Here is a 22673-nt window from a genome sequence, read left to right on the forward strand (position 1 = left end):
TTGGCCAATAGATTGGCAATTGTGTGATTATTGTGTCAAAACTAGAGATAGACAAGAACCTAAAATCTAAGCAAATAACTAATGTAGTATAACTACTTCACTCGCTAATGCGTCTATGGAACCGCTATGAAAAAACTGTTACTGGCTCTCTCTCTGCTGTCTTGTTCTGTCCTCTCTGGCTTGGCATTCGCCGACAGCAACTTACAAAACACGACCATTAATGCAACAACGTATGCGCCCATTTACGCCCTCGACGATAAACCCGTACTGGGCCGAGTGGAAAATGTTTACCTCAATAGCATCGAACCACTGCAACACATTCCCTTTGCAGGAAAAATTGATACCGGTGCCGATACAACGTCAATTCATGCCAGCAATATTCATGTCACCAGTAGCCATCCAGAATTCAAAGACTTGCAAGATAATGCATTAATGCAAGCTTTGATCAATACCCCGGAAATTGATGATGTGGCCTATGATGACTGGAATGCTGAGCTTTTTGCACCTTATCAAGTCACCGTCAGTTTTGAGCTAGAAAACCCTTACAATAATGAGATGGTTAGTGTTAATTCACCGTTGACACGTGTTGGGGTGATCCGCAGTCGCACCAGTAAAAAGCCCATCGTACGCCCAACAGTGACGTTGCCAATGACCATTGCCGACACCACAGTGATGACAGAGGTGAACTTAACCGATCGTAGTCAATTTTCTGCCCCGGTGTTAATTGGCAAAACCTTCTTAAAAGATAATGCTTGGGTTTTTGCTGGCTACGACTATCTACAACAACAAAAACAAGCCCAATTAATCGGTAGAAAAGAGCAGGTCAACATTGGCGGCATCAGCCAAAACATCTCCTACTCTATGAGCAATAACTACACTTCGCTGCACGCAACCAATATCAAGGTCGATAGCAAAACACAGCAAGTCAGCTTTGAGATCAGCGACTCTGACGGCAATACGACTGCATTGACTCGACCACTAGAAAGAATGATTAAAGTTGCAGGTCAGCAGCGCCCAATGGTGTATGTCCCGGTCACCATATACAACCAAAAACGCCACTACTGGCTAGTATATTTGAGCGATCGTAGTCAGTTTCACAGTCAAATTCGCCTTGGCCAAGAGACGCTCAACCAACACTTTATGATCGATCCGAGCGCCACAGGCTTACTCTCTACCTCAGGTAAAACCTTTGACTCAAAATCGAAAGCACTGCAAGTCTCGGGGCAAGAAACTCTTAGCTTAGACGGTATCACGCTCAACGCCGAGCCATCGCTGGTAGTAAAAACACCGCTATTAAAAGTACCGAGTTTTGAAATCTATCAAGATCGCGGTAAAGATTGGGTCACCTATTATCTCTCTACCGCTGATGGCGATGCCAAACAGTTCTCAAAGCCGATCAACAAAAAGCTCAAAGTGGGTGACTCTATCCGCCCAGTGGTTTTTGGCACCTTTATTCTTCACGGTCAAGAGATTGAACTTGCCTACGCGATTGATGTGCTTGATGAGAATGAGGACAATGAATACTTCGTCATTGGTCAGAAGATGTCGAATCAAGGGGTGTTGATTAACACTCGCAGCGATAACTTACTCGACGGCTATCCTCTATTTAAAGCCGGTTATATTGAAGTAGCGCAAATCGATCAGCTTAGCTTCCCGGTCAAACTCGATACCGGTGCTGACATTAGCTCTATCAATGCACAAAATATTCGACGCTTCAAACAAGCGGGACAGCAAATGGTCAGCTTTGATTATCAAAATGACTTAGGTATGGAGCAGAGTTTCACCCTACCGGTGGTGGATAACATGACAGTGACCGCCAAAGCAGGTGAGAAAGCCACCGTAAGACCCGTGGTAGAAATGTTCGTTAAACTCGGCACACTAGAGAAAAAGGTTCGGGTCAACTTACAAGATCGCAGCCGATTCCATTACAGTATGATTTTAGGTAAGAACTTCTTGAAATATGGCGCGGTGGTATCAAGTGATGAAGACTATATTCTGACCCAAAAACCCGCTTCAGAGCAATAATCTTCTTCAGAACAATAACCTTCTTCAGAGCCATAACTCTCTTCTAGCACAATCACACAACATCCCGCCTTGAGCGGGATGTTTGATTATGGTGGTTAATCAGCGTGATAACGGATGCTATTCACAAACCACTCTTTTTCACCTTGTGGTGTTTTGACGACAAATTCATCGTCGACCTGTTTTTTTAATAGCGCGCGGGCCATTGGTGAGTCTATCGAGATATACCCTTTAGCATCACCGTAAATCTCATCAGGACCGACAATACGAAACACCTTCACTTCGCCCGCTTCGTTTTCGATCTCGACCCAGGCACCAAAGAAAACTTTGCCTTCTTGCTGCGCCGAGTAATCGACGACTTTAACTTGCTCTAAGCGTTTGCGTAAATAGCGCACCCGACGGTCGATCTCACGGAGACGCTTCTTGTTATATTGATAATCTGCGTTTTCACTTCGATCGCCAAGACTCGCCGCCCAAGTCACTTTTTTGGTCACTTCAGGGCGCTCTTCTTTCCAGAGAAAGTCGAGCTCTTTTTTAAGTCGATCAAAGCCTTCGCGTGTTATTAGGTTCGTTTTCATAATTCTGACGAGTTTAAATTGCAGTTGCGACATACATTAGCTAAAAAAGAAATAAACGTTAACAATTCTTTGCGCCAATTGCGCCCGAACAGTGTTACATTTTACACTGTGCAATTGGATCTGGTATCCGAGTCTCGCGCAAGCTGATTGAATAGGTGGACCTACTACATGCAAGAAAATCACAAGATATTAGTTGTCGATGATGACGCACGACTTCGTGCTCTATTGGAACGTTACTTATCGGAACAAGGCTTCCAAGTTCGTAGCGTTGCGAACAGCGAACAAATGGACCGTCTACTCACGCGCGAAACTTTCCATTTAATGGTGCTCGATCTGATGCTGCCTGGTGAAGATGGCTTGTCTATATGCCGCCGCCTGCGCAACGCCAATAACACCTTACCGATTTTAATGCTCACCGCTAAAGGCGACGAGGTCGACCGCATTGTCGGCCTTGAAGTAGGCGCAGACGATTACCTGCCGAAGCCATTTAATCCACGCGAACTGCTCGCGCGCATCAAAGCGGTACTGCGTCGTCAAACGATTGAGCTACCTGGCGCGCCTAGTAGTGAAGAGTCGACGGTTGAATTTGGCGACTTCCGTTTAAATCTCGGAACGCGTGAGATGTTCCGCGGCGACGAAGCTATGCCACTGACATCGGGTGAGTTTGCCGTACTCAAAGCGTTAGTGACCAATGCCCGTGAACCGATGTCGCGTGATAAGCTGATGAATATGGCACGTGGGCGTGAGTACTCGGCGATGGAGCGCTCGATTGATGTTCAGATCTCTCGTTTACGCCGTATGCTTGAGGTCGATCCAAGCAAACCTCGTTACATTCAAACCGTTTGGGGACTAGGTTATGTGTTTGTCCCAGATGGCAGAGAAGCCTAACTCAGCAACCCATTCCCCAGTGCGAGCCTACAGCTCGCACTGTTGGTTTTTATCGGTCCTTTTTTAAGGTAGGTGTTATGCGTATTCGCAGCTCATTTACTCAATCAATTTTTATCTTCCTCACACTTCTGATCGCCAGCCAGGTCTACTCTTACTATGCGGTCTTTAACTACGCATTAATGCCCAGTTTGCAGCAGTTCAACAAGATTCTAGGCCACGAAATCAACTTGATGCTTGATGACTCCGCCAGCCTCGGCGATCAACTTGACATGGACGCTCCATTGCGCCAGCGGGTCCTCGAACAACTTGGGGTGACTATTCATGCTCAAGACAGCGCCATTGCAGATGAATATCATCATGCCGTGACGATCGATCTAATGAGTGAAGAGATGACCAACGAGCTAGGCTCGCCCACCGATGTACGCATGATGTTGGGTGAACAGAGCTACATTTTGTGGATGAAAATCGACTCTTTGCCGGGCTCTTTGTTACGAATTCCACTGTCTGAGTTGCAAGAAGAGGACTTTACGCCACTGTTTCGTAATAGTCTCATCATGGCGATGTTGATTGTCGCGGGTGGTTGGTTGTTTATTCGCTTGCAAAATCGCCCTTTGATGGCTCTAGAAAAAGCAGCAAAAGGTGTTGGCCGCGGAGAGATCCCCGCGCCGCTGCCAGAAAAAGGCGCCTCTGAGATCCGCTCAGTCACCCGAGCCTTCAACCAGATGTCTAAGGGCATACAAGCCCTAGAAGAAGACCGGGCACTGCTGATGGCAGGTATCAGTCACGATCTACGCACGCCACTGACGCGGATTCGCTTAGCGACCGAAATGATGTCACCGGAAGAGAGTTATCTCGCCGAAAGTATTATTAGCGATACCGAAGAATGTAACGAGATCATCAGTCAGTTTATGGACTACCTCAAGCCAGTCAACCGCCAGTCATTTGTACACGTTGACCTGAACGAGATTGCCAATGAGGTTGCTTCATCCGAGGGTGGCTATGAAGTTCAGATTGAAACCAAACTCCACCAGCAACTTAAAGGCACACTGGGCAGTCCGATTGCGATCAAACGTGCGGTAAGCAATTTAGTGGTGAACGCGATTCGCTACGGCAACGGTTGGATACGAGTAAGCACCGGCATGACGGCAGACAACAAATTAGTTTGGGTGTGTGTTGAAGACAATGGACCAGGTATAGAGCAGAGCCAGATAAGCAAATTGTTTGAACCTTTCACGCGCGGAGACACTGCGCGAGGCAGTGAAGGCACCGGATTGGGCCTAGCGATAGTCAAACGTATTCTTAGTCAACACAATGGTTCAGTGATTGTGAACAACCGCAGTGGCGGCGGGCTAAAAGTACAAATCAGTTTCCCTGCGAGCAAATAGTTTTCATGCAAAAAATGGGGTCCCTACAACACCGATTCCTACAGCAAGCATTCCTGCCCAATAATAAAATCAGGGCCGCATCATGCGGCCCTGAGTGAACAAACTTAAGCGGGAAAACTAAAGACGCCCTTGATAGCGAAACTGATATTTACCCTCAGCGTCGGCTTGCTCGGGCAACCATTTAAGTTGCTGTTGCAAACTGTCTGGGAACTCAGCCAATGGCTTGAACCACGCCGACGTTGAATAGCTGCTGTCTGGATTCAGACTGGCAACAAAACCACTCTCGACGGCATCACTGCGCTGCTCACCTTGGGCATCAATTTGGTTTTGCTGACAGGTAAAGTTGGCTACCACAGGACCAAGGGCAATCTCTGCCATTGGCACCACCACCTTGTCAGTATTCCAGACTAGGCTCCCCTCAGCACTGTCACAATAAGGCTCACCATAGCGATAGTCACGCACACTCAACTCGACTTGCCCTGTTAATTCAACGGGCACAGGCAGAGTCGGTGCAAACTGCATCACCTGCTCGACGGGCAATGACGCGATAAAGTTTTGCGCGTAGGCGCCCTGAATAGAGACACCGACCACACCTCGCCCAAGCACGCCGAGATCACTATCGCGACCAAAACGAACTTGCGCTTCTAATTTACCAGTCAGTAACTTAATCACATTCAGCTGCCAGTTCAGTGAGCCGTAATTGCGCTTTTGCCAGTTCACTTGATGCACCGAGCCTTGCCATAGCGTACCTTGAGCGCCAGTTAACGTCAGTGGCGCGGGCAGAGGCGCATACATAACAATAAACTGCGCGGGTAAATGAACCATGGCACTAACCACTAACACACCTACTAGCAGCAGTGTCGACAACAGGATTTTTCTCACCACACTACCCTCGACTCAATTGCAGACGGTTGATTTCAACCATGCCATCACGTTCGGCTTTGTCGATATCGAGGAAAACCACACCAATTCCGTGCGTCTCCTGCAAAAAAGACAGCCAGCTAATAAACTGATTAAACGGCATCGGCGAGATCCACACTTGGAACTCTTCACCGCGCGGCTGAACCCGAATCAACTCAACGTTAAATTGACCCACACTTGAGGAAATCGCCTGATTGATCGGCAGGCTTGAGACACTCTTGCCGCCTTGGCCGCGAAATTGGTTGATGTCATCCGCTTTCTCTTTAACCCAGGAGAGCAACTGCTTTTCGCTTTGGATGCGCATTTGCGCATTGGCGGCGCGTTCACTGACAGGTTGAACAATCCCCCAATATAAGCCACCGAGCACCAACACGAGTACACACACCACCACGGAGCGCTGTTCACGAACCGAAATGCTCATCCACCAATTCTGTAAGGAACTTATTACTTGCTTCATCTTCGTTGCCTCACAATGGTTTTAAAACAAACGAACCGATCACCGCCTCGCCTGAGCGATTAAGTTGACCTTGCTCGACAGTAAATTGTTCAGATAACAACTGCGCCGCGCGCTCAAAGGTTTGAAAATCTTTGCTTTGCGCTTGTATTCGAATTTCGCCACGCCCACTGTCATATTTAAAACTAGTGAGATTTAGTGCCGGCACTTTGGCAAGCTGTGACGTCATCTCAATCATCGACTCAAGTAGTGCACTTTGCGCGCCACCCTCGGATAGACGTGACGCTTCGCGTTCCATTTCGCGCTTCAAATAGCTCACGGTAGGAATTTTTACTTTGCCCGGCAATGATTGACGGAAAATGCGTTCGCTCTCAGTGCGATAGGCATTCGCCTGCGCTTCATACGTTTGGATTTTCAGTACGTTATTCACCACCACCACAGCCAGTAACAACACCGCCGCCACTGCCACTTTCTGCCACACTTTCCAATAGCGACTTAACGATGACTTCGGTTTAAATTGCCCCGTCAGCAGATTGAGCTTACTCGTCACCGCTTGCTCAGCCAGTAACTCCATCACCAGCACAGGTTCGGCTAACTGCCACTGTTGCAGTTGGTCTGACGGCAAAGAGGGTAAAGCAGAGTAGGCAGAGACTGGTAAAGGCTCATCATCTTGCTTAACCCAATCTGACTCAGTAACCAGTGCCAACCAATCCGCGGTGATACTCATACCTAGATAAGGCGATTTCTTTAACAACCAGTTGCCATCTAACTCAACCGCAGCAATACCCTCGACATTAGGCAACGCCAACACATCCGGCATCACTTTGTAGATCTGGCAGCCAATATCCCTTAAGCGCATTAACACGCTTTCAAACCATTCACTATCAACCGCACAAACCTGTGCACGGCCTTGTGCTTGGTGCAAAATGGTAAAATGGAGCTGATCTACATCCTGAGCCAGTTCATCTTCTAGCACATAAGGTAGCATGGTTTCGAGCTGACGACTGGCGCCTGACGGAATTGCGACATCCGCTAACACTAAGCTGTCTGCGGCTAATAACACCAACGTACGGCGCTGCTCAGCGTACGTCGCCAGTTGCACTAATTCATGCTGACTGGCGAGCTCACCACTGGCAATCACTGCCTTTTGCACTTGTGACCAAACTAGCCATTGCACCGCTTGATCTAAGTTGTTACTCAGTCGAACGATCAGAAACTCGTTCACCGATACCTCCGAAGCGGCGGCGAATCACCGTCGCAGTTTCTTTATTGTTACTGTAAAGCAAACTACGGAGTCGAATACGTGATTCGCCCACCAACAGTTGTGCATCAAGTTCAAAGTAGCTGCTTGTCACCGACAAGTAGCCTTTAATATTATCGCGAGCATCAGGTGGAACCGTACTCAGCGCACTTTCATTTAAAAAGTCATCAATCGACGCCCAACCATCAAAAGGGCGATCCTTAAGTAACTGCTTAGCCGCATCAACGCCTAACGTGGGATAGAAAAGAGCCGCAAGCAAAGCGCCATGTTCAACATCAATCGTATTGACGTTGAGGCGCAGATCCGACACCGGTAGCGCACAGATCATCGGCGCGACTTTCTCCATCACCTCTCCAGAGACTTGCTGCACCGCTCTGAGCTCTGAGCTATCAGCAAGTAGCACATTGGCACTCAGATAAGCTGGCGACATTGACTCATACAAGCTGTCTTCCGCACCGGCGGCTGAGTCGACGTTAGTATTGCTATCCACATATTCCCACAGCGATTGAGCAATGGTCTCAGCTTGGTAGTTTTCAACCTCTAACTCTTCGAGTAAGTGCTGAAAAGTATCAACCAAATAAGGCGTTGTTCCAGAGCCAGCTTGCACGCTTTGCCCAGCGAGCGCATTGAGGTTAAAGCATGCCTGTTTGTCGACTAAACGCCCAGTTAACGTACCGTAGTCAAGCGGATACGTTTGCTCCTCTAATGCCCACGGCTGGGACAGGTTAATCGTATCTGAGTCTTGAAAGCTCTGCTCAAGGCCGAATTTAACCAAAGCTTCAGCGCCAATACTGTACCAATACGCTTGTTGGTAATTGATCTGATTGGTTGCACGGCGAAACTGGCCAAATAAGCGGTCAGTCATGCTCGCGGCGATACTGACCATCACCGTCAACAACAACAGCACAACAATCAGTGCGACACCACGCTGCTTCTTAGCTGGCATCATTGCGTTGTTCCTCAGTGGCATCAATACTACCGCCCCCCGTGAGGTAGAGACGTTCAATCTCACCGTAATCGCTCAGCGTCATCTTGACCGCGACCGCTTGAGGTAGCGCCAGCTTGGTCTGCCACTCATTTTGCCACTCCTTGCCATCAAAAAAGCGCAGTTCAAACGCCTCAACGTCGTCAAGCAGTGGCATGACGATAGCCTCTTGCCCCGCGGGCGTATCGGCGTAGCGCCAAAACAGACGTTCTAACGTGTTATCTTTAATCCGATAACCGACCTTACTCACCTCACCACGTGGAAACTGTTGCTGAGGATTGTGCCAACCCAAGCGGACAAACATCACGCCTTTAGCATCGGAGTCGAGCAAATAGTCTTTCCACTCGATCAGCAAAGGAGCTGGGTCTTCACCATTGGTGCGCGATTGACGCAGCGCCATCTGGCGAAAGTCACTATCCATAAACACCAAAGTTCTCTGCAAAGACTTAAGGCGAGCACTACGTTCAAGGGAAATTTCGTTGCTACGCTGAACCTGGCTCAATACTTGGTAGGCACCAACACTCAAACTGGCAAAAATCGCAATCGATAACAGCACTTCGATTAAGGTGAAACCGTGCTGACGAGCGAGCCTGCTGCGCTGCATTTTACTTGGCGACATAACTTCTGACCGTGACCACAGGTGAACCTTTAGCAGTGGTTGCCACACTAACGTCAAACGCTTGCAACATGTCACCAGCAGTATTGACAGGTTCAACGCTCCAAAACCACTCACGACTCGCCAACTGTTCTTGCCCTTTTTGTTTACTCGGTTTTTGCCCAGTTAACATGACTTTGGCCATCTGGTTATCGGCCACCATCGCCGCAAAAGTTTTCTCTTCAAGATAGTTAAGCGTATTAAGGTGCTGGCTGACCGAACGAATTGTTGCAATCGCCGCAGTAGCAAATATGGCTAACGCGACCAACACTTCGAGCAGTGTAAAACCGTTGTTAGTTCGCCTCATCGCTTTCTCCCGGTGCCAGTAACACTATCTGACTATTCTCTTTGGCGATAATTCGCCAGCTATCTTGTTCGCTATCGCCTTGCTGAGGATAAATCGCAAGCGAAAATGGCGTTAGTTCACCACTCGACATGATCAAGATCTGCGGCGGGGGCAAACGCTTATCGGCTTCCTCATCAGCAAACATCTGTTCATCAAACAAACTGCCCGGTTTAAACAATCGTTGTTTGTCATTCCACACATCGCCACCAAGATCGAGCTGCAGCGCTAAGTTATCAGGCAGTTCAGATTGAGCGCGAAGTTTGGTGTCTTGTAGCGCCTGCCAACCTTCCGCTTGCAAAGTCATAAAGCGTAACTGCGATGTTTTATCGTTGACGTGCAAGCCAAAATCTTTGCCACTTAAGATCGCTTCTTCATTAAGTAATTGAAGGCGATGGTAAAGCGATTGCGCTTGCTGCTTCGCGCCATCCTCGGCACTCTGTGGCAAAGTAGAGATAACCGCCACCGCTGCTAAAGACATCACGACCAACACCAACAGTATCTCTAGTAGGGTAAACCCCGAGTGATGGCGCATTGTTTGCTACTCAATTATTGGAAATCTTGAATATTCCAGTTACCAATATCGGTATTCGCCCCTTCTCCACCTTCTTGAGCGTCAGCACCAAGAGTGAAGATATCAACGTTGCCGTTATCGCCAGGACTCAAGAATTGATAGTCGTTACCCCATGGGTCAGTCGGTAGACGTTTGATATAACCACCGCTACGGTAGTTGCGTGGCTCAGGACTTGATGGCTTAGTCACCAATGCCTCAAGGCCCTGATCCGTCGATGGATAAACGCTGTTATCGAGCTTGTACATGTCGAGCGCGTTTTCTAGCGCCACAATATCAGCAATCGCTTTTTGTTGGTCGGCTTTCTCTTTATTACCCAAAAGGTTAGGTACAACCACACTGGCCAAAATACCTAAAATAACCACAACAACCATCACTTCTAACAGTGTAAAGCCTTGCTGCTTACTGCGTTTAAATTTCATTGTTCTCTCCGAAAGTTTACTTCAATCTATATTTTCAATAGATACATCTTAATCAGCTCTTATCCGCTCATTAAATTATTCATTTCCAACATCGGCATCAATATCGCCATAACGATAAACAGTACCAGGCTGGCCATTAGTGCGATCAGCATTGGGGTAAAAATACCTAGCGCAATATTGACCGTCGATTCAAAGTTTTGTTCTTGGTTATCGGCTGAGCGCGTCAACATACTCTCCAGTTCGCCACTTTGCTCACCACTGGCAATCATGTGCAACATCATCGGAGGGAATAACCGGGTCTGAGCCAGTGCTTTGCGCAAACTGGTGCCCTCTCGGACATTATCTGCGGCCAACAAAACTTGCTGCTTGACGTAACGGTTCGACATTACATCGACCGCAACACGCATCCCTTCCAAAATCGGAATTGCACTGGAAGTACAAATCGACAAAGTGCGTGCAAATCGAGCCGTATTCAAACCGCGAGAGATTTTACCTAGCAACGGCACATTCAGTATTTTTCGATCCCAAGCAAGCCTAAAATTCGGCTTTTTCAGCGCCAGTTTAAGGCCATAAAACAGCACCATCACCACCACCACAATGACCATGCCCCACTCTTGCACAAAGTCGCTGGCAGACAGCAACATTTTTGTCGACGTCGGTAGCTCTTGACCCATCTGAAGAATGGGTTCGATAATCTTAGGCACCACGGAAGAGAGCAGCAGAGCCACCACACCCACAGCAAAAACCACTAATACGACAGGGTAGATCATCGCTTGCAGTAGCTTAGAGTGCATTTTTTGCCTATTTTCTACATAATCAGCCAGACGCGCTAACACAGTATCTAGGTGACCCGATTTTTCGCCCGCGGCGACCATAGAACAGTAAAGTTCATCAAAAATATGCGGATACTGCCCCAAACTTTCGACCAGTGGATAACCTTCCGTTACTTTGGAGCGCACCGTTGCCATCATTGAGCGAATTCGCGGTTTTTCTGCCTGCTCAGAGACGGCTTTTAAACACTCTTCGAGCGGCATACCCGATTGAACTAAGGTCGAAAGTTGGCGAGTGATCAAGGCGAGCTCGACCGTTTTAATACCACGCTTAAACCCGGCAGAAGCAGAAGAATTGGCCGTTTTTACTTTGCCCTCCATCACCTCAATCGGAATTAAGCCTTGCTCTTTAAGACGAGCACGTACCTGACGCGCGTTATCGCCCTCAATCACCCCTTTTTTGGTTTTGCCTTTGGCATCTAACGCCCGATATTCAAATGCCGCCATTATGCTTCCTTGGTCACTCGCATCACTTCTTCGAGTGAGGTAATTCCCGCTAACACTTTATCTAGCCCATCTTGGCGAATGCTCGGGGTTTTCTCGCGAATACTTTTCTCTATCGCCTGTTCGCCCGCTTCACTATGAATTAAGGTTTGCACCGCATCATCGACCAGTAACAGTTCATGAATACCCGTCCGGCCGCGATAGCCTTTAAAATTACACTTTTCACAGCCACACGGACGATAAAGCGTCAGTTCTTGCTGGTTAGTCACATCAAACAGTCTTTTAGTTTCATCATCAGCTTGATACGGCGTTTTACAATCAGAGCATAAGGTTCTAACCAAGCGCTGAGCCAGCACACCCAATAACGACGATGAAATCAAGAAAGGTTCGATGCCCATATCACGCAAACGCGTAATCGCACCCACTGCGGTGTTAGTGTGCAGAGTCGACATCACTAAGTGTCCGGTCAATGAGGCTTGTACGGCAATTTGTGCGGTTTCTAGATCACGAATCTCACCCACCATCACCACATCTGGATCTTGACGCAAAATGGCACGCAAACCTCGAGCAAAGGTCATCTCGACTTTGGGGTTGACTTGCGTCTGACCAATGCCATCGATATCAAATTCAATCGGGTCTTCAACCGTAAGAATGTTACGCTCATTACTGTTGATTTCCGTTAAACCAGCATAGAGCGTGGTCGACTTACCGGACCCCGTAGGACCCGTCACCAGAATAATACCGTGCGGGCGTTGAATGATGTTGCGAAAAGCGGCTTGGTTATTTGGCGTCATACCCAAACTGTGCAGATCCAAACGGGTCGCATTCTTGTCGAGTAAGCGCATCACCACTCGCTCACCATGAGAAGAAGGCATAGTCGACACACGCACATCAACCGCTCGGCCACCAATACGCAGCGAAATACGACCGTCTTGAGGGACGCGTTTTTCGGCAATATCTAATTTGGCCATGACCTTAACCCGCGAGACTAGCAAGGGGGCCAATTTACGACTTGGTGCGAGGACATCACGCAGCACGCCATCGACCCGGAAGCGAATAGAGAGGCTTTTTTCAAAGGTCTCAATGTGAATATCTGACGCTCCCTCCTTGATCGCTTCACCGAGCATGGCATTAATCAGTTTAATGATCGGCGCATCGTCCTCTGACTCGAGCAAGTCTTCGTCTTGTGGTAACTCTTCGGCTAATGAGAAAAAGTCATCACTGTCAGCACCAATGTCTTCCATCAACTGACGCGCCTCAGATGAGTCACGTTGGTAGGCTTGAGTTAGCTTACGCTCAAAAGCCTCGGTATTCATAGCTTGCAAGCGAAACGGCTGCGCACACACCCGTTTGACTTCTAGCAGCGCTTGCATCGACATCGGCTCAATATAGTAGAGCACCAGATCGCCATCAATTTGCTCTAATACCAACTTAAAACGATTGGCAAAGCTAAACGGCAGGCGCTTCACATTCGGTATTACCGCTAAATCCATTACTGTGTTTCCATCTGATCAAGAAACGCTTGAATTTCAGCAGAGTGACGAATGTCATCGCCAAATTCAGGCAACACAGGAATATGGGCATCATCCATCAACTTCAGACCTTGATCCGCTTTATACAGCTGCTCGGCACGAATAAAGTTGTACTTGCGCTGAGTTATACCATCCGCCGTCATGCCATCACGAATAATGGTCGGTTTGATGAATACCATTAGGTTTTTCTTTTCAACTTGAGTGCTGGTCGATTTAAACAGGTGTCCAAGATAAGGGATGTCACCTAAAAGTGGCACTTTTGATTCACTCTCAAGCGCGCGTTCATCAATCAAACCACCAAGGACGATCATTTGACCATCTTCAACCATGACTGAAGTATTAAGCTGACGTTTAGCAAAACGCACATCAACCGCTCCATTTGCGCCAAGGACATTCGAGACTTCTTGCTCGATGTCGAGCTGAACCGAATTACCTTCATTGATTTGCGGCATCACTTTGAGCTTAATACCGACTTCTTTACGATCAACGGTTTGGAATGGATTGTCGTTATTCGAGCCAGCACTTGACCCGGTTAATACCGGCACTTCCTCACCAACAATAAACGACGCTTCGCCATTATCCATCACGGTAATGCTCGGAGATGACAGAATGTTCGAGTTAGAGTCGGTCGATACCGCGCTAATTAACGCCGTCCAATCACCCATCACGACACTTAACGCCGCGCCATTGACCCCTGACAGTGCAGATGCAAGTGTGCTGTAGTCACCTTTCGTTGTTGTTTCTTCATAATACTTGATAGCACCAGTATCAGAGTCCCGAATAGGCTTCTTCTCAGTGGTATCTTTGGCTTCTTCCAAACCAACCATCACTTGGCCAATTGGCGCGCTAGAGTTACCGTATTGAATCGCCGCACCACTTTCTAGTGAACCCCACTGCACACCGAGGTTAATACCATCACCCTCGGCCATTTCGACGATCAACGCTTCAATCAACACCTGAGCACGACGAATATCCAACTGAGCTATCACATCTTGCAGCGCAATCATAATATCTGGCGGAGCAGCGAGGACCAAGGCGTTCGTTTCTGGATGAGCAGCGATCATGACGTCATTGCGTTGAGAGCCTGAAGAGACTTTTGAGCTCGAAGACTTCTCAACTTGCAAGTTGTCAGACACCCCTTTGAGCACATCGACCAAGTCTTCTGCGTTAGCGTACTTAAGGTAAACCACACGGTTATTGCCTTTCGAAGCCATTTCTACATCAAGCTGTTGGATCAAGCGACGTAGACGCTGACGTACTTGTGGGTCGCCAGAAAGCAAAATTGAGTTAGTTCGATCATCGGCGACCAGTTGAGGTTGTAAAAAGGCCGGTGTGTTTTTGGCGTCATTGGTTTTATTTAACGCCTCAACAATACGCACCATTTCAGCGGCGGAGGCATTATTTAACTCAACCACCTCAATTTCTTTATCGCCTGCTTGGTCAACTCGCTTAATGATGTCGGCTAAGCGATTGACCACGGCGGCGCGACCAGTAATAAGGATAATATTGGCCGGATCATAGTGAACCACGTTACCAGCACCGGCATTGTCATTGAGTTGACGTAGTAGAGGAGAAAGCTCACGCACCGACACGTTACGCACCGCGACCACACGAGTCACGACTTCATCGCCGTTGATGTTGCCATCGCCAACCACAGGAACCGCTGATGTTTTGGCGTCTTTGGACTTAATCACCTTTAACACGCCATTGTCCATTTCCACCACGGCGAAACCATAGACTTCGAGTACGTTGAGAAAGAAACTGTAGTATTGCTCTTCACTCAACATGTCATAGCTGCGTACATCGACTTTGCCACGTACCGAGGGGTCAACGATCACGGTCTTTTCTAAATTTCGGCCAACAATATTAATAAACTCTTGAATGTCGGTGCCTTTAAAACTAGCACTGTATTCATTTGCCATCACCGTTATTGGTGAGGTCAGCAAGCTTGCCGTTAAAAGCCATGCGCTTTTCTTAAGCCAATGGTTCACTTCTTAACTCCTAGGATCCAACTGCCTTTTAAAACAGTTGTCTTATAATTCAATATATATTTCGTGTGGTTGACCATCACGCTCAACCGTCAATGTCAATTCCGTCAGCTCAGATAAGCTCTGGAAAATCTCCCCCATTACGTCGGGATTGGTCAAATCTAACCCGTTTATCGACACCGCAATATCTCCCGACACCAAACCCACCGATTCAAACAGCGCTTGGTCTTTTCCTGGTGTAAGGCGATAACCGACGACCGTTTCATCCTGCTTGATTTGCGACATACGCACATACTGGAAGATTTGTTTCGGGTCTTGACGAATTTCTTCTTGAATCTGCTCCAATGAATCCGTCGAAACTTGACCGCGGGTTATTTGTTGGGTCACAGGCGCTGTTTGCGTTGGCGTACTGTACTTAAGTCCTTCTAGCATAATGGTTTCATTGCGCCCCGAGTTATCAATAATGACTCGATCCGCTTGCACTTGTATCAGTTTAGCTCTCGTGCCTTCAATCACTTCATTTAAGCCATAGGTCGCTTGTTGACCTCGGTTAGCAATCACCGCTAAGCTCTTATTCGCTTCAGTGCTGGTTACTATGCCAACCAATACTACGCTAAGGCGACTTTTTGGCGCATCTTGCACCTTGGGTTGCTTGATAACCGGAACCGAGTTCTGATATTGACCAAAAATATTGCTGTCAAGCAGTTGAGAAATATCAAGCCGCGATGACTGACCGCCAACTAACGTCACTTTTGCAGGTTGCCATGACGAAATTACTGGTTGACTCCACGGTTGCCAAATCATCTGACCTGCAATCCATGCACACATCGCCAATAAGAGCAGCATGACGGCATAGCTCACTCGCTGTTGAACTCCCACATCCTTGAACGCTTCACCAAACCGGTATAGTGCATTGACGCTACGTTGTTTCACTCACAGTCCTTATTGATTGATTTCTCTACAAGATCTTCGTTTTTCATCGTTAAAGCTTGCTACTTTTGTCCTTATAAAATGGAAAGCAAAGATTGTAGCAAACCATGAAACAACCTATACATTAAACAGCTACACGTCACTTTAACAGAGCATAATTTTTATCATTTCGCTTGAAAAATGCCACACACGTCACCATTGTTACACCAACTAAGCACAATCAGCACCAATACCTTAGAGGGAAAATCATCATGGGCTCCCAAACTGAAGCAGTGAGACTCGACAAATGGCTGTGGGCCGCCCGTTTTTACAGAACGCGATCCATTGCTCGAAATATGGTCGATGGTGGAAAAGTTCATTATAATGGCCAACGCAGTAAACCGAGTAAGGTGGTCGAATTGGGTGCTCAGATCACGTTAAGACAAGGCAATGAAGAGAAAACTGTCGTAATTGAAAAGATCTCAGATCAACGACGCGGGGCACCAGAAGCCCAGGAATTATACTCAGAAACAGCCGACAGCGTGAGTAAACGAGAAGAAAACGCGATACGCCGTAAACTTCATGCGCACAACCCAAGCCCAGAGCGTCGCCCTGACAAAAAACAGCGTCGCGATATCTTGAAATTTAAGCATCAATAAAGCTGGAAAATTAACGAGGACCCGCCACATGGCAAGCAATGTTTTGAACCGCTACTTATTTGAAGACCTTTCAGTTCGTGGTGAGTTGGTACAACTGGATCAAGCTTACCAACGTATGATTTCTAGCAAGGAATACCCATCGCCGCTAAAAAAGCTGCTTGGTGAGCTATTAGTTTCAACCACACTTCTGACTGCAACACTTAAGTTTGAAGGTTCAATTACCATGCAACTGCAAGGTGATGGTCCGGTGTCATTGGTCGTAATTAACGGTGATAACGACCAGAAGGTACGCGGTGTTGCTCGTTACGAAGGCGATATCGCCGATGACGCGACCATTCATGACATGATGGGTAAAGGTTACTTGGTCATCACCATCGATCCGAAGAAAGGCGAACGCTACCAAGGTATCGTAGGCTTAGAAGGCGATAGCTTATCAGAAATTCTCGAAGGCTACTTCGCCAACTCTGAACAGCTTAAAACTCGCTTGTGGCTGCGTAGCGGTGAGCACGATGGTCAAGCACATGCGGCGGGGATGCTGATTCAGGTCATGCCTGATGGTACTGGGACGCCCGAAGATTTCGAGCATCTAGAGCAGTTGACCAATACAGTAAAAGATGAAGAACTGTTTGGTCTTGAAGCCACTGAGTTACTTTACCGCCTTTATAACCAAGAGCAAGTTCGCCTATTTGATCCCCAACCCGTTGAGTTCCATTGTGGTTGTTCACGTGAGCGCAGTGGCGCTGCGATCATCACCATCGATCGCTCTGAGGTAGATGACATCTTAGCCGAGGTGGGTTCAATCTCTTTACATTGTGATTACTGCGGTACGGATTATTCGTTCAACAAAACCGAAGTCTTACAACTGTTTGATGACGCTGATTCTGAACATAAAAAGCTGCATTAATTTTTACGGCACACCAAGCCCGTAATTTACCAATCAAAAGGCCCGCACATGCGGGCCTTTTTGTGACCAACCCCGCGATAAACCTCAATTTTCTCGTAATAAACTAACCTGTTAATTTTAATCGATTATTAATAACTTTGCTCTAGCGCAAAGCTTTGCGCGCACGATAAACTAACTGCACCAATATGTGATGTGTCGCTTAAACCCCTGTGAAAATTACGGATAAATTTTGAGCTATATCCCTGTTTTCTTCAAAGCCCATTGCTAGCATGGTGAGCAGATAAAATTAAAAAAATTATTACAAAATCCCTACAAAATATTCCTACAAGGAGCACCTATGACCGTTATGGAACATACAAAGGCTGCAACAATTGATCTTACCCAACATGGACTTCATGACGTAAAAGAGGTTCTACGCAACCCAAGCTACGAAGTGTTGTTCGAAGAAGAGACTCGCGCGGATCTCGAAGGCTATGAAAAAGGTGTCGTCACCGAGCTAGGCGCAGTCGCTGTTGATACTGGAATCTTTACCGGCCGCTCACCAAAAGATAAATACATTGTTAAAGATGCCACCACTGAAGAACACATGTGGTGGACTTCAGATACGGTAAAAAATGATAACAAACCGATCACTCAAGCCGTGTGGAACGATCTGAAAGAGTTGGTAACCAACCAACTTTCAGGCAAACGCGTGTTTGTTATCGATGGTTACTGTGGTGCGAACCCAGATACACGCTTGAGCATTCGTGTCATTACTGAGGTGGCATGGCAAGCGCACTTCGTTAAAAACATGTTTATCCGTCCAAGTGAAGAAGAACTCGCGACATTCGAACCAGATTTCGTGGTGATGAACGGTGCGAAATGTACCAACCAGAAGTGGAAAGAGCATGGTCTGAACTCTGAAAACTTCACGGTGTTCAACCTCACTGAGCGCACCCAACTGATCGGCGGTACTTGGTACGGCGGCGAGATGAAGAAAGGTATGTTCGCGATGATGAACTACTTCTTGCCACTTAAAGGCATCGCGTCTATGCACTGCAGTGCCAATATGGGCAAAGAGGGTGATGTGGCGGTTTTCTTCGGTCTCTCTGGCACTGGTAAAACCACACTATCCACGGACCCTAAACGCGCTCTTATCGGCGATGACGAGCACGGTTGGGACGATGATGGTGTGTTCAACTTTGAAGGTGGCTGTTACGCAAAAACCATCAAACTGTCGAAAGAAGCAGAACCAGACATCTACAACGCGATTCGTCGTGATGCTCTACTAGAGAACGTAACCGTACGTTCTGACGGCTCTATCGACTTCGACGATGGTTCGAAAACCGAGAATACTCGCGTTTCTTACCCAATCGAGCATATCGAAAATATCGTTAAGCCTGTGTCAAAAGGTGGCCACGCCAACAAGGTGATCTTCCTTTCTGCTGATGCCTTCGGCGTTTTACCTCCGGTTTCCAAACTTACGCCCGAGCAAACTAAGTACCACTTCTTGTCAGGCTTTACCGCTAAACTGGCAGGTACTGAACGTGGTATCACAGAGCCAACACCAACCTTCTCAGCATGTTTTGGTGCCGCTTTCCTAACACTTCACCCAACTAAATACGCTGAAGTATTGGTGAAACGAATGGAGCAAGCGGGTGCTCAAGCTTACTTGGTTAATACTGGTTGGAATGGCAGCGGCAAACGTATCTCTATCCAAGATACGCGTGCGATCATTGATGCGATTCTTGATGGTTCTATCGAACACGCTGAAACCAAGCACATCCCTATTTTTAACTTGGAAGTTCCTGTTGCGCTTCACGATGTCGACCCATCGATTCTTGACCCTCGTGACACGTACGTTGATCCACTGCAGTGGGAAAGCAAAGCCAAAGATCTTGCGGGACGCTTTATCAACAACTTTGAAAAGTACACCGATAATGATGAAGGCAAAGCCTTGATCAGTGCAGGACCTCAGCTAGATTAGTGATATCTGCACCATTTGTTTAGCTAAGCCCCTCTTGTGAGGGGCTTTTTGTTGCTTGAAAGGCAAAAGTATTCCAAGCTAGTAACGTGGTTCGGTTCGTTCAGGGAGTGAAGGTGAAAAAAGCACTGTGGTGGCTGGTTATCTTGGTCGTGTCGGCCGTTGTTTTGTCGTTAGCTTCATTGTACGGCCTAATGCAAAGTCGTTATGCCACCCAAATCGTAACGACTGCGGTCAATCAATTGACGGCCTACACCATCACAACCACACAAGCTCACTACACACCACCATTGCAGTTAACGTTAGCAAACGTCGAGCTGAGCGAAGGTGACCACAACCTGCAAATTCCTAAACTCACACTTTGGTTAAGCCAAATGCCCTGGCAACAGGGAAAACTCTCGTTCGATTCAATCCTAGTTGAGGGGGCAACTCTTGACCTAGAACAGCTCGGCAACCCGCTATTCAAATCAATTAAGCTCCATCAATTGGCATTGCAATACGTCGATATTAGTGCACCTAAATGGTCCGCCCGTGGCGTCAATGTGCAAATCGAGCAACCGCACTGGGTCAACGACACTCAGTCGATTCCTTTCGCTGACATTCAGCTGTCTGCCGATCAATTTTATATGCAAGGTGAAGCGCTCAACAACCTGCTGGTCGATATGCGCTATCAAGCGCAGCAAAGTACCTTATTTGGCGCCTCATTTAACTGGCGTGGCGGCGAATTTTCTGGCCAAGCGGAGCAATATAGCGAAGGATGGTCTTTGGTCAATGTCACTATCGACAAACTGATGCTCCCCCCGTCAACATCGCTGGAGAAGCTGCTGACAACCTTAGGCAACCTATCGCTACCGATTCATCATATCAACAGTCTAGACATACTTAACGGCTCGTTTAGCTACCATCAGTGGCGCTTTGAGAACCTCAACGCTTCGTTAGAAAACATTTCACCCGCTCAAGCATTGTGGCAACAATCTTCAGGCTACGCGTCATTTGACGCTGACAGCATAGGCAATAAGCGCTTTGTGCTACTCTCGCCACGCGCCAAGCTCGGTCTTGCGCAGCGCACCTTGTCGATTGACGAATTCGATGCTGATTTCAAACAGGGCAGAGTTCAGCTGCAAGGAGCAGTCTCCGAACATAACATTGCGTTACGACAGCTCAAAATTGACGGCGTTAAGTGGCTAGAAGAGACCCAACCGTTACTCGCCGATATCCGCGCTCTTATGACGCCGATAAATAGCCTGACGATAGACGAACTCGACATTGCTAACAGCCAAATGATTCAAGTTGAGAGTAAACCTTTTTGGCAAGTGTCAGGTCTGGGTATTGAGGGCCGTGAACTGCATTTAATTAAACAGGGAAGACTCGGGCTTTGGCAGGGGGATCTGATGATAAGTGTCAGTGCTGCCAACATCGACCGTTTAATCACCACTCAAGCTAAAATGAACGCCAGTGCCAACCAAGGCAAGTTAGTGATACAACGCGCATTCATTCCTCTTGAACAAGGCTATATCGAAGCCAGTGGTCAATTGGATAGAACACAACCTAGCGTGCCTTGGCAGCTGACTTTGCATGCCGACGGCCTACCGCTTAAGCACTATTTCAGCCAACAAGCGTTACCGTTTGAGCTGTCAGGACTGGCGGAACTCGACGCGCAGTTATCAGGACTTTCTGGTGACTACTCAATGTTAGCGCACAGTGTCTCTGGGCGCATGTCAGCGAGCTTACGTCAGGCTGAGATCATCGCCAATAGCGCCGATGGCGAACAGCAATTCCAGCAGGGTTTTGATATGGACAATATCCAACTTAACGCCGATCGAGGGAGAGTCACCATCACAGGTGGCAATAACCAAACTCAATTAGCGGGGCAGGTTGATCTGACCAAGCCCCAATATGCTAGTTTGTTGATGCAAAGTCAGCAGCGCTGCCTTGAACTTTGGTCAGATGTTATCAGTAAAACCAATGTGATTAACGTCACCTGCGGTGATACTAGCAAGGCAGTGCCGCAGAACGCCGATTAAGACTTAGCATCGCTGTCAATCACCGCTTTGTAATCTGGGATTAACATGTAGGTACCGATGAACTCGACCGCCGGTAAATCGCCGCTGTGTATGGTGACATGAATCACGATACGCGCTTTACGTCCCGCGGCTAAACGGTCTAAATCGCCACTAATGCCATCAAGAGAAGTCGACGCTACCGGGGTTGATGTCACTGGATGTCGATAACGAATTCGACTATCCGCTAAGACAATATCGCCAGTTAAATTGCGCTCTTTCATCAACAGCCAAGTCATGCCCCACCCCGTTAAGGTCGCCAATGTAAAAGCCGATCCGGCAAACAGAGTGTTATGGGGATTGAGGTTGGGATTGAGTTGCGCACAGCACTCAAATTGATAACCTGTGTATTGGTTGATCTTAATGCCCATCTTGTCACTGATCGGGATTTGATTCTCCCAGCGCTCTTGTAGCTCGGTGCACCATTCAGGTTTACGCAATACGTTGGCCATCGGATCAAGCTGTTTGACCATTTGTTGGTGACGCATCGGCCCGCGTCCGTCGTCTAATTCACCACGACGCTCAAAACCGTTTTTCTCGTAAAATGAAATTGCATCTTCACGAGCATTACACACCAGACGTTTGGCGCCTTCTTGGCGCGCCAGAGACTCTAGAGCCACCAGCACCAAAGACCCCATCCCCTTGCTACGACGGTTGTTTTTTACCGCCATAAAACGGATCTGACCTTCACTATCAGAGGTAATATACAAGCGACCTATCGCGATTGGTCGCCCGCGGCCATCAACGATCATACGATGATGGCTCATCGGGTCATACTCATCACGCTCAGATCCAATCGGCATTTGCCAAGGCTCCCTCAGCATCTGCCAACGGAAGTGATAATATTTATTGAGTTGATTGTCTGTTTTCGGCGTGATCAGCTTAAACATAAAAGTCCT

At 47.7% G+C, this 22673-nt stretch carries 21 protein-coding genes; 7 read left to right on the plus strand and 14 right to left on the minus strand.

Going from position 1 to position 22673, the window contains the following annotated elements; genetic code table 11:
• Positions 1-126: 126 nt before the first annotated feature.
• Positions 127-2025 (plus strand): putative ATP-dependent zinc protease, encoded by a 1899-nt coding sequence (locus BS19_RS11480; RefSeq protein ID WP_038175431.1) that lies wholly within the window; start codon positions 127-129, stop codon positions 2023-2025.
• 95 nt (positions 2026-2120) lie between these two features.
• Here the strand turns inward: BS19_RS11480 and greB are convergent, their stop codons facing one another.
• Positions 2121-2600, minus strand: coding sequence for a transcription elongation factor GreB (greB, locus tag BS19_RS11485; RefSeq protein WP_038175466.1), 480 nt, complete (start codon positions 2598-2600; stop codon positions 2121-2123).
• A gap of 168 nt (positions 2601-2768) precedes the next feature.
• Here greB and ompR point away from each other — a divergent pair, with 168 nt between their 5' ends.
• Positions 2769-3488, plus strand: coding sequence for an osmolarity response regulator transcription factor OmpR (gene ompR, locus BS19_RS11490; protein ID WP_038175432.1), 720 nt, complete (start codon positions 2769-2771; stop codon positions 3486-3488).
• A gap of 77 nt (positions 3489-3565) precedes the next feature.
• Complete coding sequence (gene envZ / locus BS19_RS11495) at positions 3566-4873, plus strand: two-component system sensor histidine kinase EnvZ (RefSeq protein WP_038175433.1); 1308 nt, start codon at positions 3566-3568, stop codon at positions 4871-4873.
• Between the two features lie 117 nt (positions 4874-4990).
• Here envZ and BS19_RS11500 read toward each other — a convergent pair whose 3' ends face one another.
• From BS19_RS11500 to gspC, 12 genes are read right to left on the minus strand one after another with little or no spacing between them, the layout of a single operon-like run.
• Positions 4991-5755: a type II secretion system protein N gene (locus tag BS19_RS11500; protein ID WP_038175467.1), complete on the minus strand. Its 765-nt coding sequence runs from the start codon at positions 5753-5755 to the stop codon at positions 4991-4993.
• A 4-nt stretch (positions 5756-5759) separates the two neighbouring features.
• Positions 5760-6251, minus strand: a complete 492-nt coding sequence (locus BS19_RS11505) for a type II secretion system protein M (RefSeq protein ID WP_038175435.1) — start codon at positions 6249-6251, stop codon at positions 5760-5762.
• Between the two features lie 10 nt (positions 6252-6261).
• On the minus strand, positions 6262-7473 hold the full coding sequence (gspL, locus tag BS19_RS11510) for a type II secretion system protein GspL (RefSeq protein WP_038175436.1): 1212 nt from the start codon (positions 7471-7473) through the stop codon (positions 6262-6264).
• Complete coding sequence (gene gspK, locus BS19_RS11515; protein WP_425425012.1) at positions 7442-8458, minus strand: type II secretion system minor pseudopilin GspK; 1017 nt, start codon at positions 8456-8458, stop codon at positions 7442-7444. The genes gspL and gspK overlap by 32 nt, the downstream gene beginning before the upstream one ends.
• Positions 8445-9113, minus strand: a complete 669-nt coding sequence (gspJ, locus tag BS19_RS11520) for a type II secretion system minor pseudopilin GspJ (protein WP_425425013.1) — start codon at positions 9111-9113, stop codon at positions 8445-8447. The genes gspK and gspJ overlap by 14 nt, the downstream gene beginning before the upstream one ends.
• Positions 9100-9456, minus strand: a complete 357-nt coding sequence (gene gspI / locus BS19_RS11525) for a type II secretion system minor pseudopilin GspI (protein WP_038175437.1) — start codon at positions 9454-9456, stop codon at positions 9100-9102. The genes gspJ and gspI overlap by 14 nt, the downstream gene beginning before the upstream one ends.
• Positions 9443-10027 (minus strand): type II secretion system minor pseudopilin GspH, encoded by a 585-nt coding sequence (gene gspH, locus BS19_RS11530; protein WP_038175438.1) that lies wholly within the window; start codon positions 10025-10027, stop codon positions 9443-9445. Before gspH ends, gspI begins: the two co-directional genes overlap by 14 nt.
• Before the next feature lie 14 nt (positions 10028-10041).
• Complete coding sequence (gspG, locus tag BS19_RS11535) at positions 10042-10485, minus strand: type II secretion system major pseudopilin GspG (RefSeq protein ID WP_038175439.1); 444 nt, start codon at positions 10483-10485, stop codon at positions 10042-10044.
• A 59-nt stretch (positions 10486-10544) separates the two neighbouring features.
• Positions 10545-11762 carry a type II secretion system inner membrane protein GspF gene (gspF, locus tag BS19_RS11540; protein ID WP_038175440.1) on the minus strand — a complete coding sequence of 406 codons (1218 nt, stop codon included), beginning with the start codon at positions 11760-11762 and terminating at the stop codon, positions 10545-10547.
• A complete protein-coding gene (gspE, locus tag BS19_RS11545) occupies positions 11762-13252 on the minus strand; it encodes a type II secretion system ATPase GspE (protein WP_038175441.1) in 1491 nt (496 codons plus the stop codon). The genes gspF and gspE overlap by 1 nt, the downstream gene beginning before the upstream one ends.
• Positions 13252-15282 carry a type II secretion system secretin GspD gene (gene gspD / locus BS19_RS11550; protein WP_038175442.1) on the minus strand — a complete coding sequence of 677 codons (2031 nt, stop codon included), beginning with the start codon at positions 15280-15282 and terminating at the stop codon, positions 13252-13254. The genes gspE and gspD overlap by 1 nt, the downstream gene beginning before the upstream one ends.
• A gap of 42 nt (positions 15283-15324) precedes the next feature.
• Positions 15325-16212: a type II secretion system protein GspC gene (gene gspC / locus BS19_RS11555; protein WP_038175443.1), complete on the minus strand. Its 888-nt coding sequence runs from the start codon at positions 16210-16212 to the stop codon at positions 15325-15327.
• 248 nt (positions 16213-16460) lie between these two features.
• On the opposite strand from gspC, the gene hslR reads away from it, so the two are divergent.
• The 4 genes from hslR to BS19_RS11575 all read left to right on the plus strand — a co-directional run bounded on the left by hslR (position 16461) and on the right by BS19_RS11575 (position 21738).
• Positions 16461-16847, plus strand: coding sequence for a ribosome-associated heat shock protein Hsp15 (gene hslR, locus BS19_RS11560; RefSeq protein WP_038175445.1), 387 nt, complete (start codon positions 16461-16463; stop codon positions 16845-16847).
• Between the two features lie 28 nt (positions 16848-16875).
• Positions 16876-17751 (plus strand): Hsp33 family molecular chaperone HslO, encoded by an 876-nt coding sequence (gene hslO, locus BS19_RS11565; RefSeq protein WP_038175446.1) that lies wholly within the window; start codon positions 16876-16878, stop codon positions 17749-17751.
• A 337-nt stretch (positions 17752-18088) separates the two neighbouring features.
• Positions 18089-19717, plus strand: coding sequence for a phosphoenolpyruvate carboxykinase (ATP) (gene pckA / locus BS19_RS11570; RefSeq protein WP_038175447.1), 1629 nt, complete (start codon positions 18089-18091; stop codon positions 19715-19717).
• A 113-nt stretch (positions 19718-19830) separates the two neighbouring features.
• Positions 19831-21738: an AsmA family protein gene (locus BS19_RS11575; protein WP_038175449.1), complete on the plus strand. Its 1908-nt coding sequence runs from the start codon at positions 19831-19833 to the stop codon at positions 21736-21738.
• Here BS19_RS11575 and BS19_RS11580 read toward each other — a convergent pair.
• Positions 21735-22664, minus strand: coding sequence for a bifunctional GNAT family N-acetyltransferase/hotdog fold thioesterase (locus tag BS19_RS11580; protein ID WP_038175450.1), 930 nt, complete (start codon positions 22662-22664; stop codon positions 21735-21737). The genes BS19_RS11575 and BS19_RS11580 overlap by 4 nt on opposite strands.
• Positions 22665-22673 lie beyond the last annotated feature (9 nt).

The sequence above is a fragment of the Vibrio pacinii DSM 19139 genome (assembly GCF_000711795.1).
GTDB classification, from domain to species: domain Bacteria; phylum Pseudomonadota; class Gammaproteobacteria; order Enterobacterales; family Vibrionaceae; genus Vibrio; species Vibrio pacinii.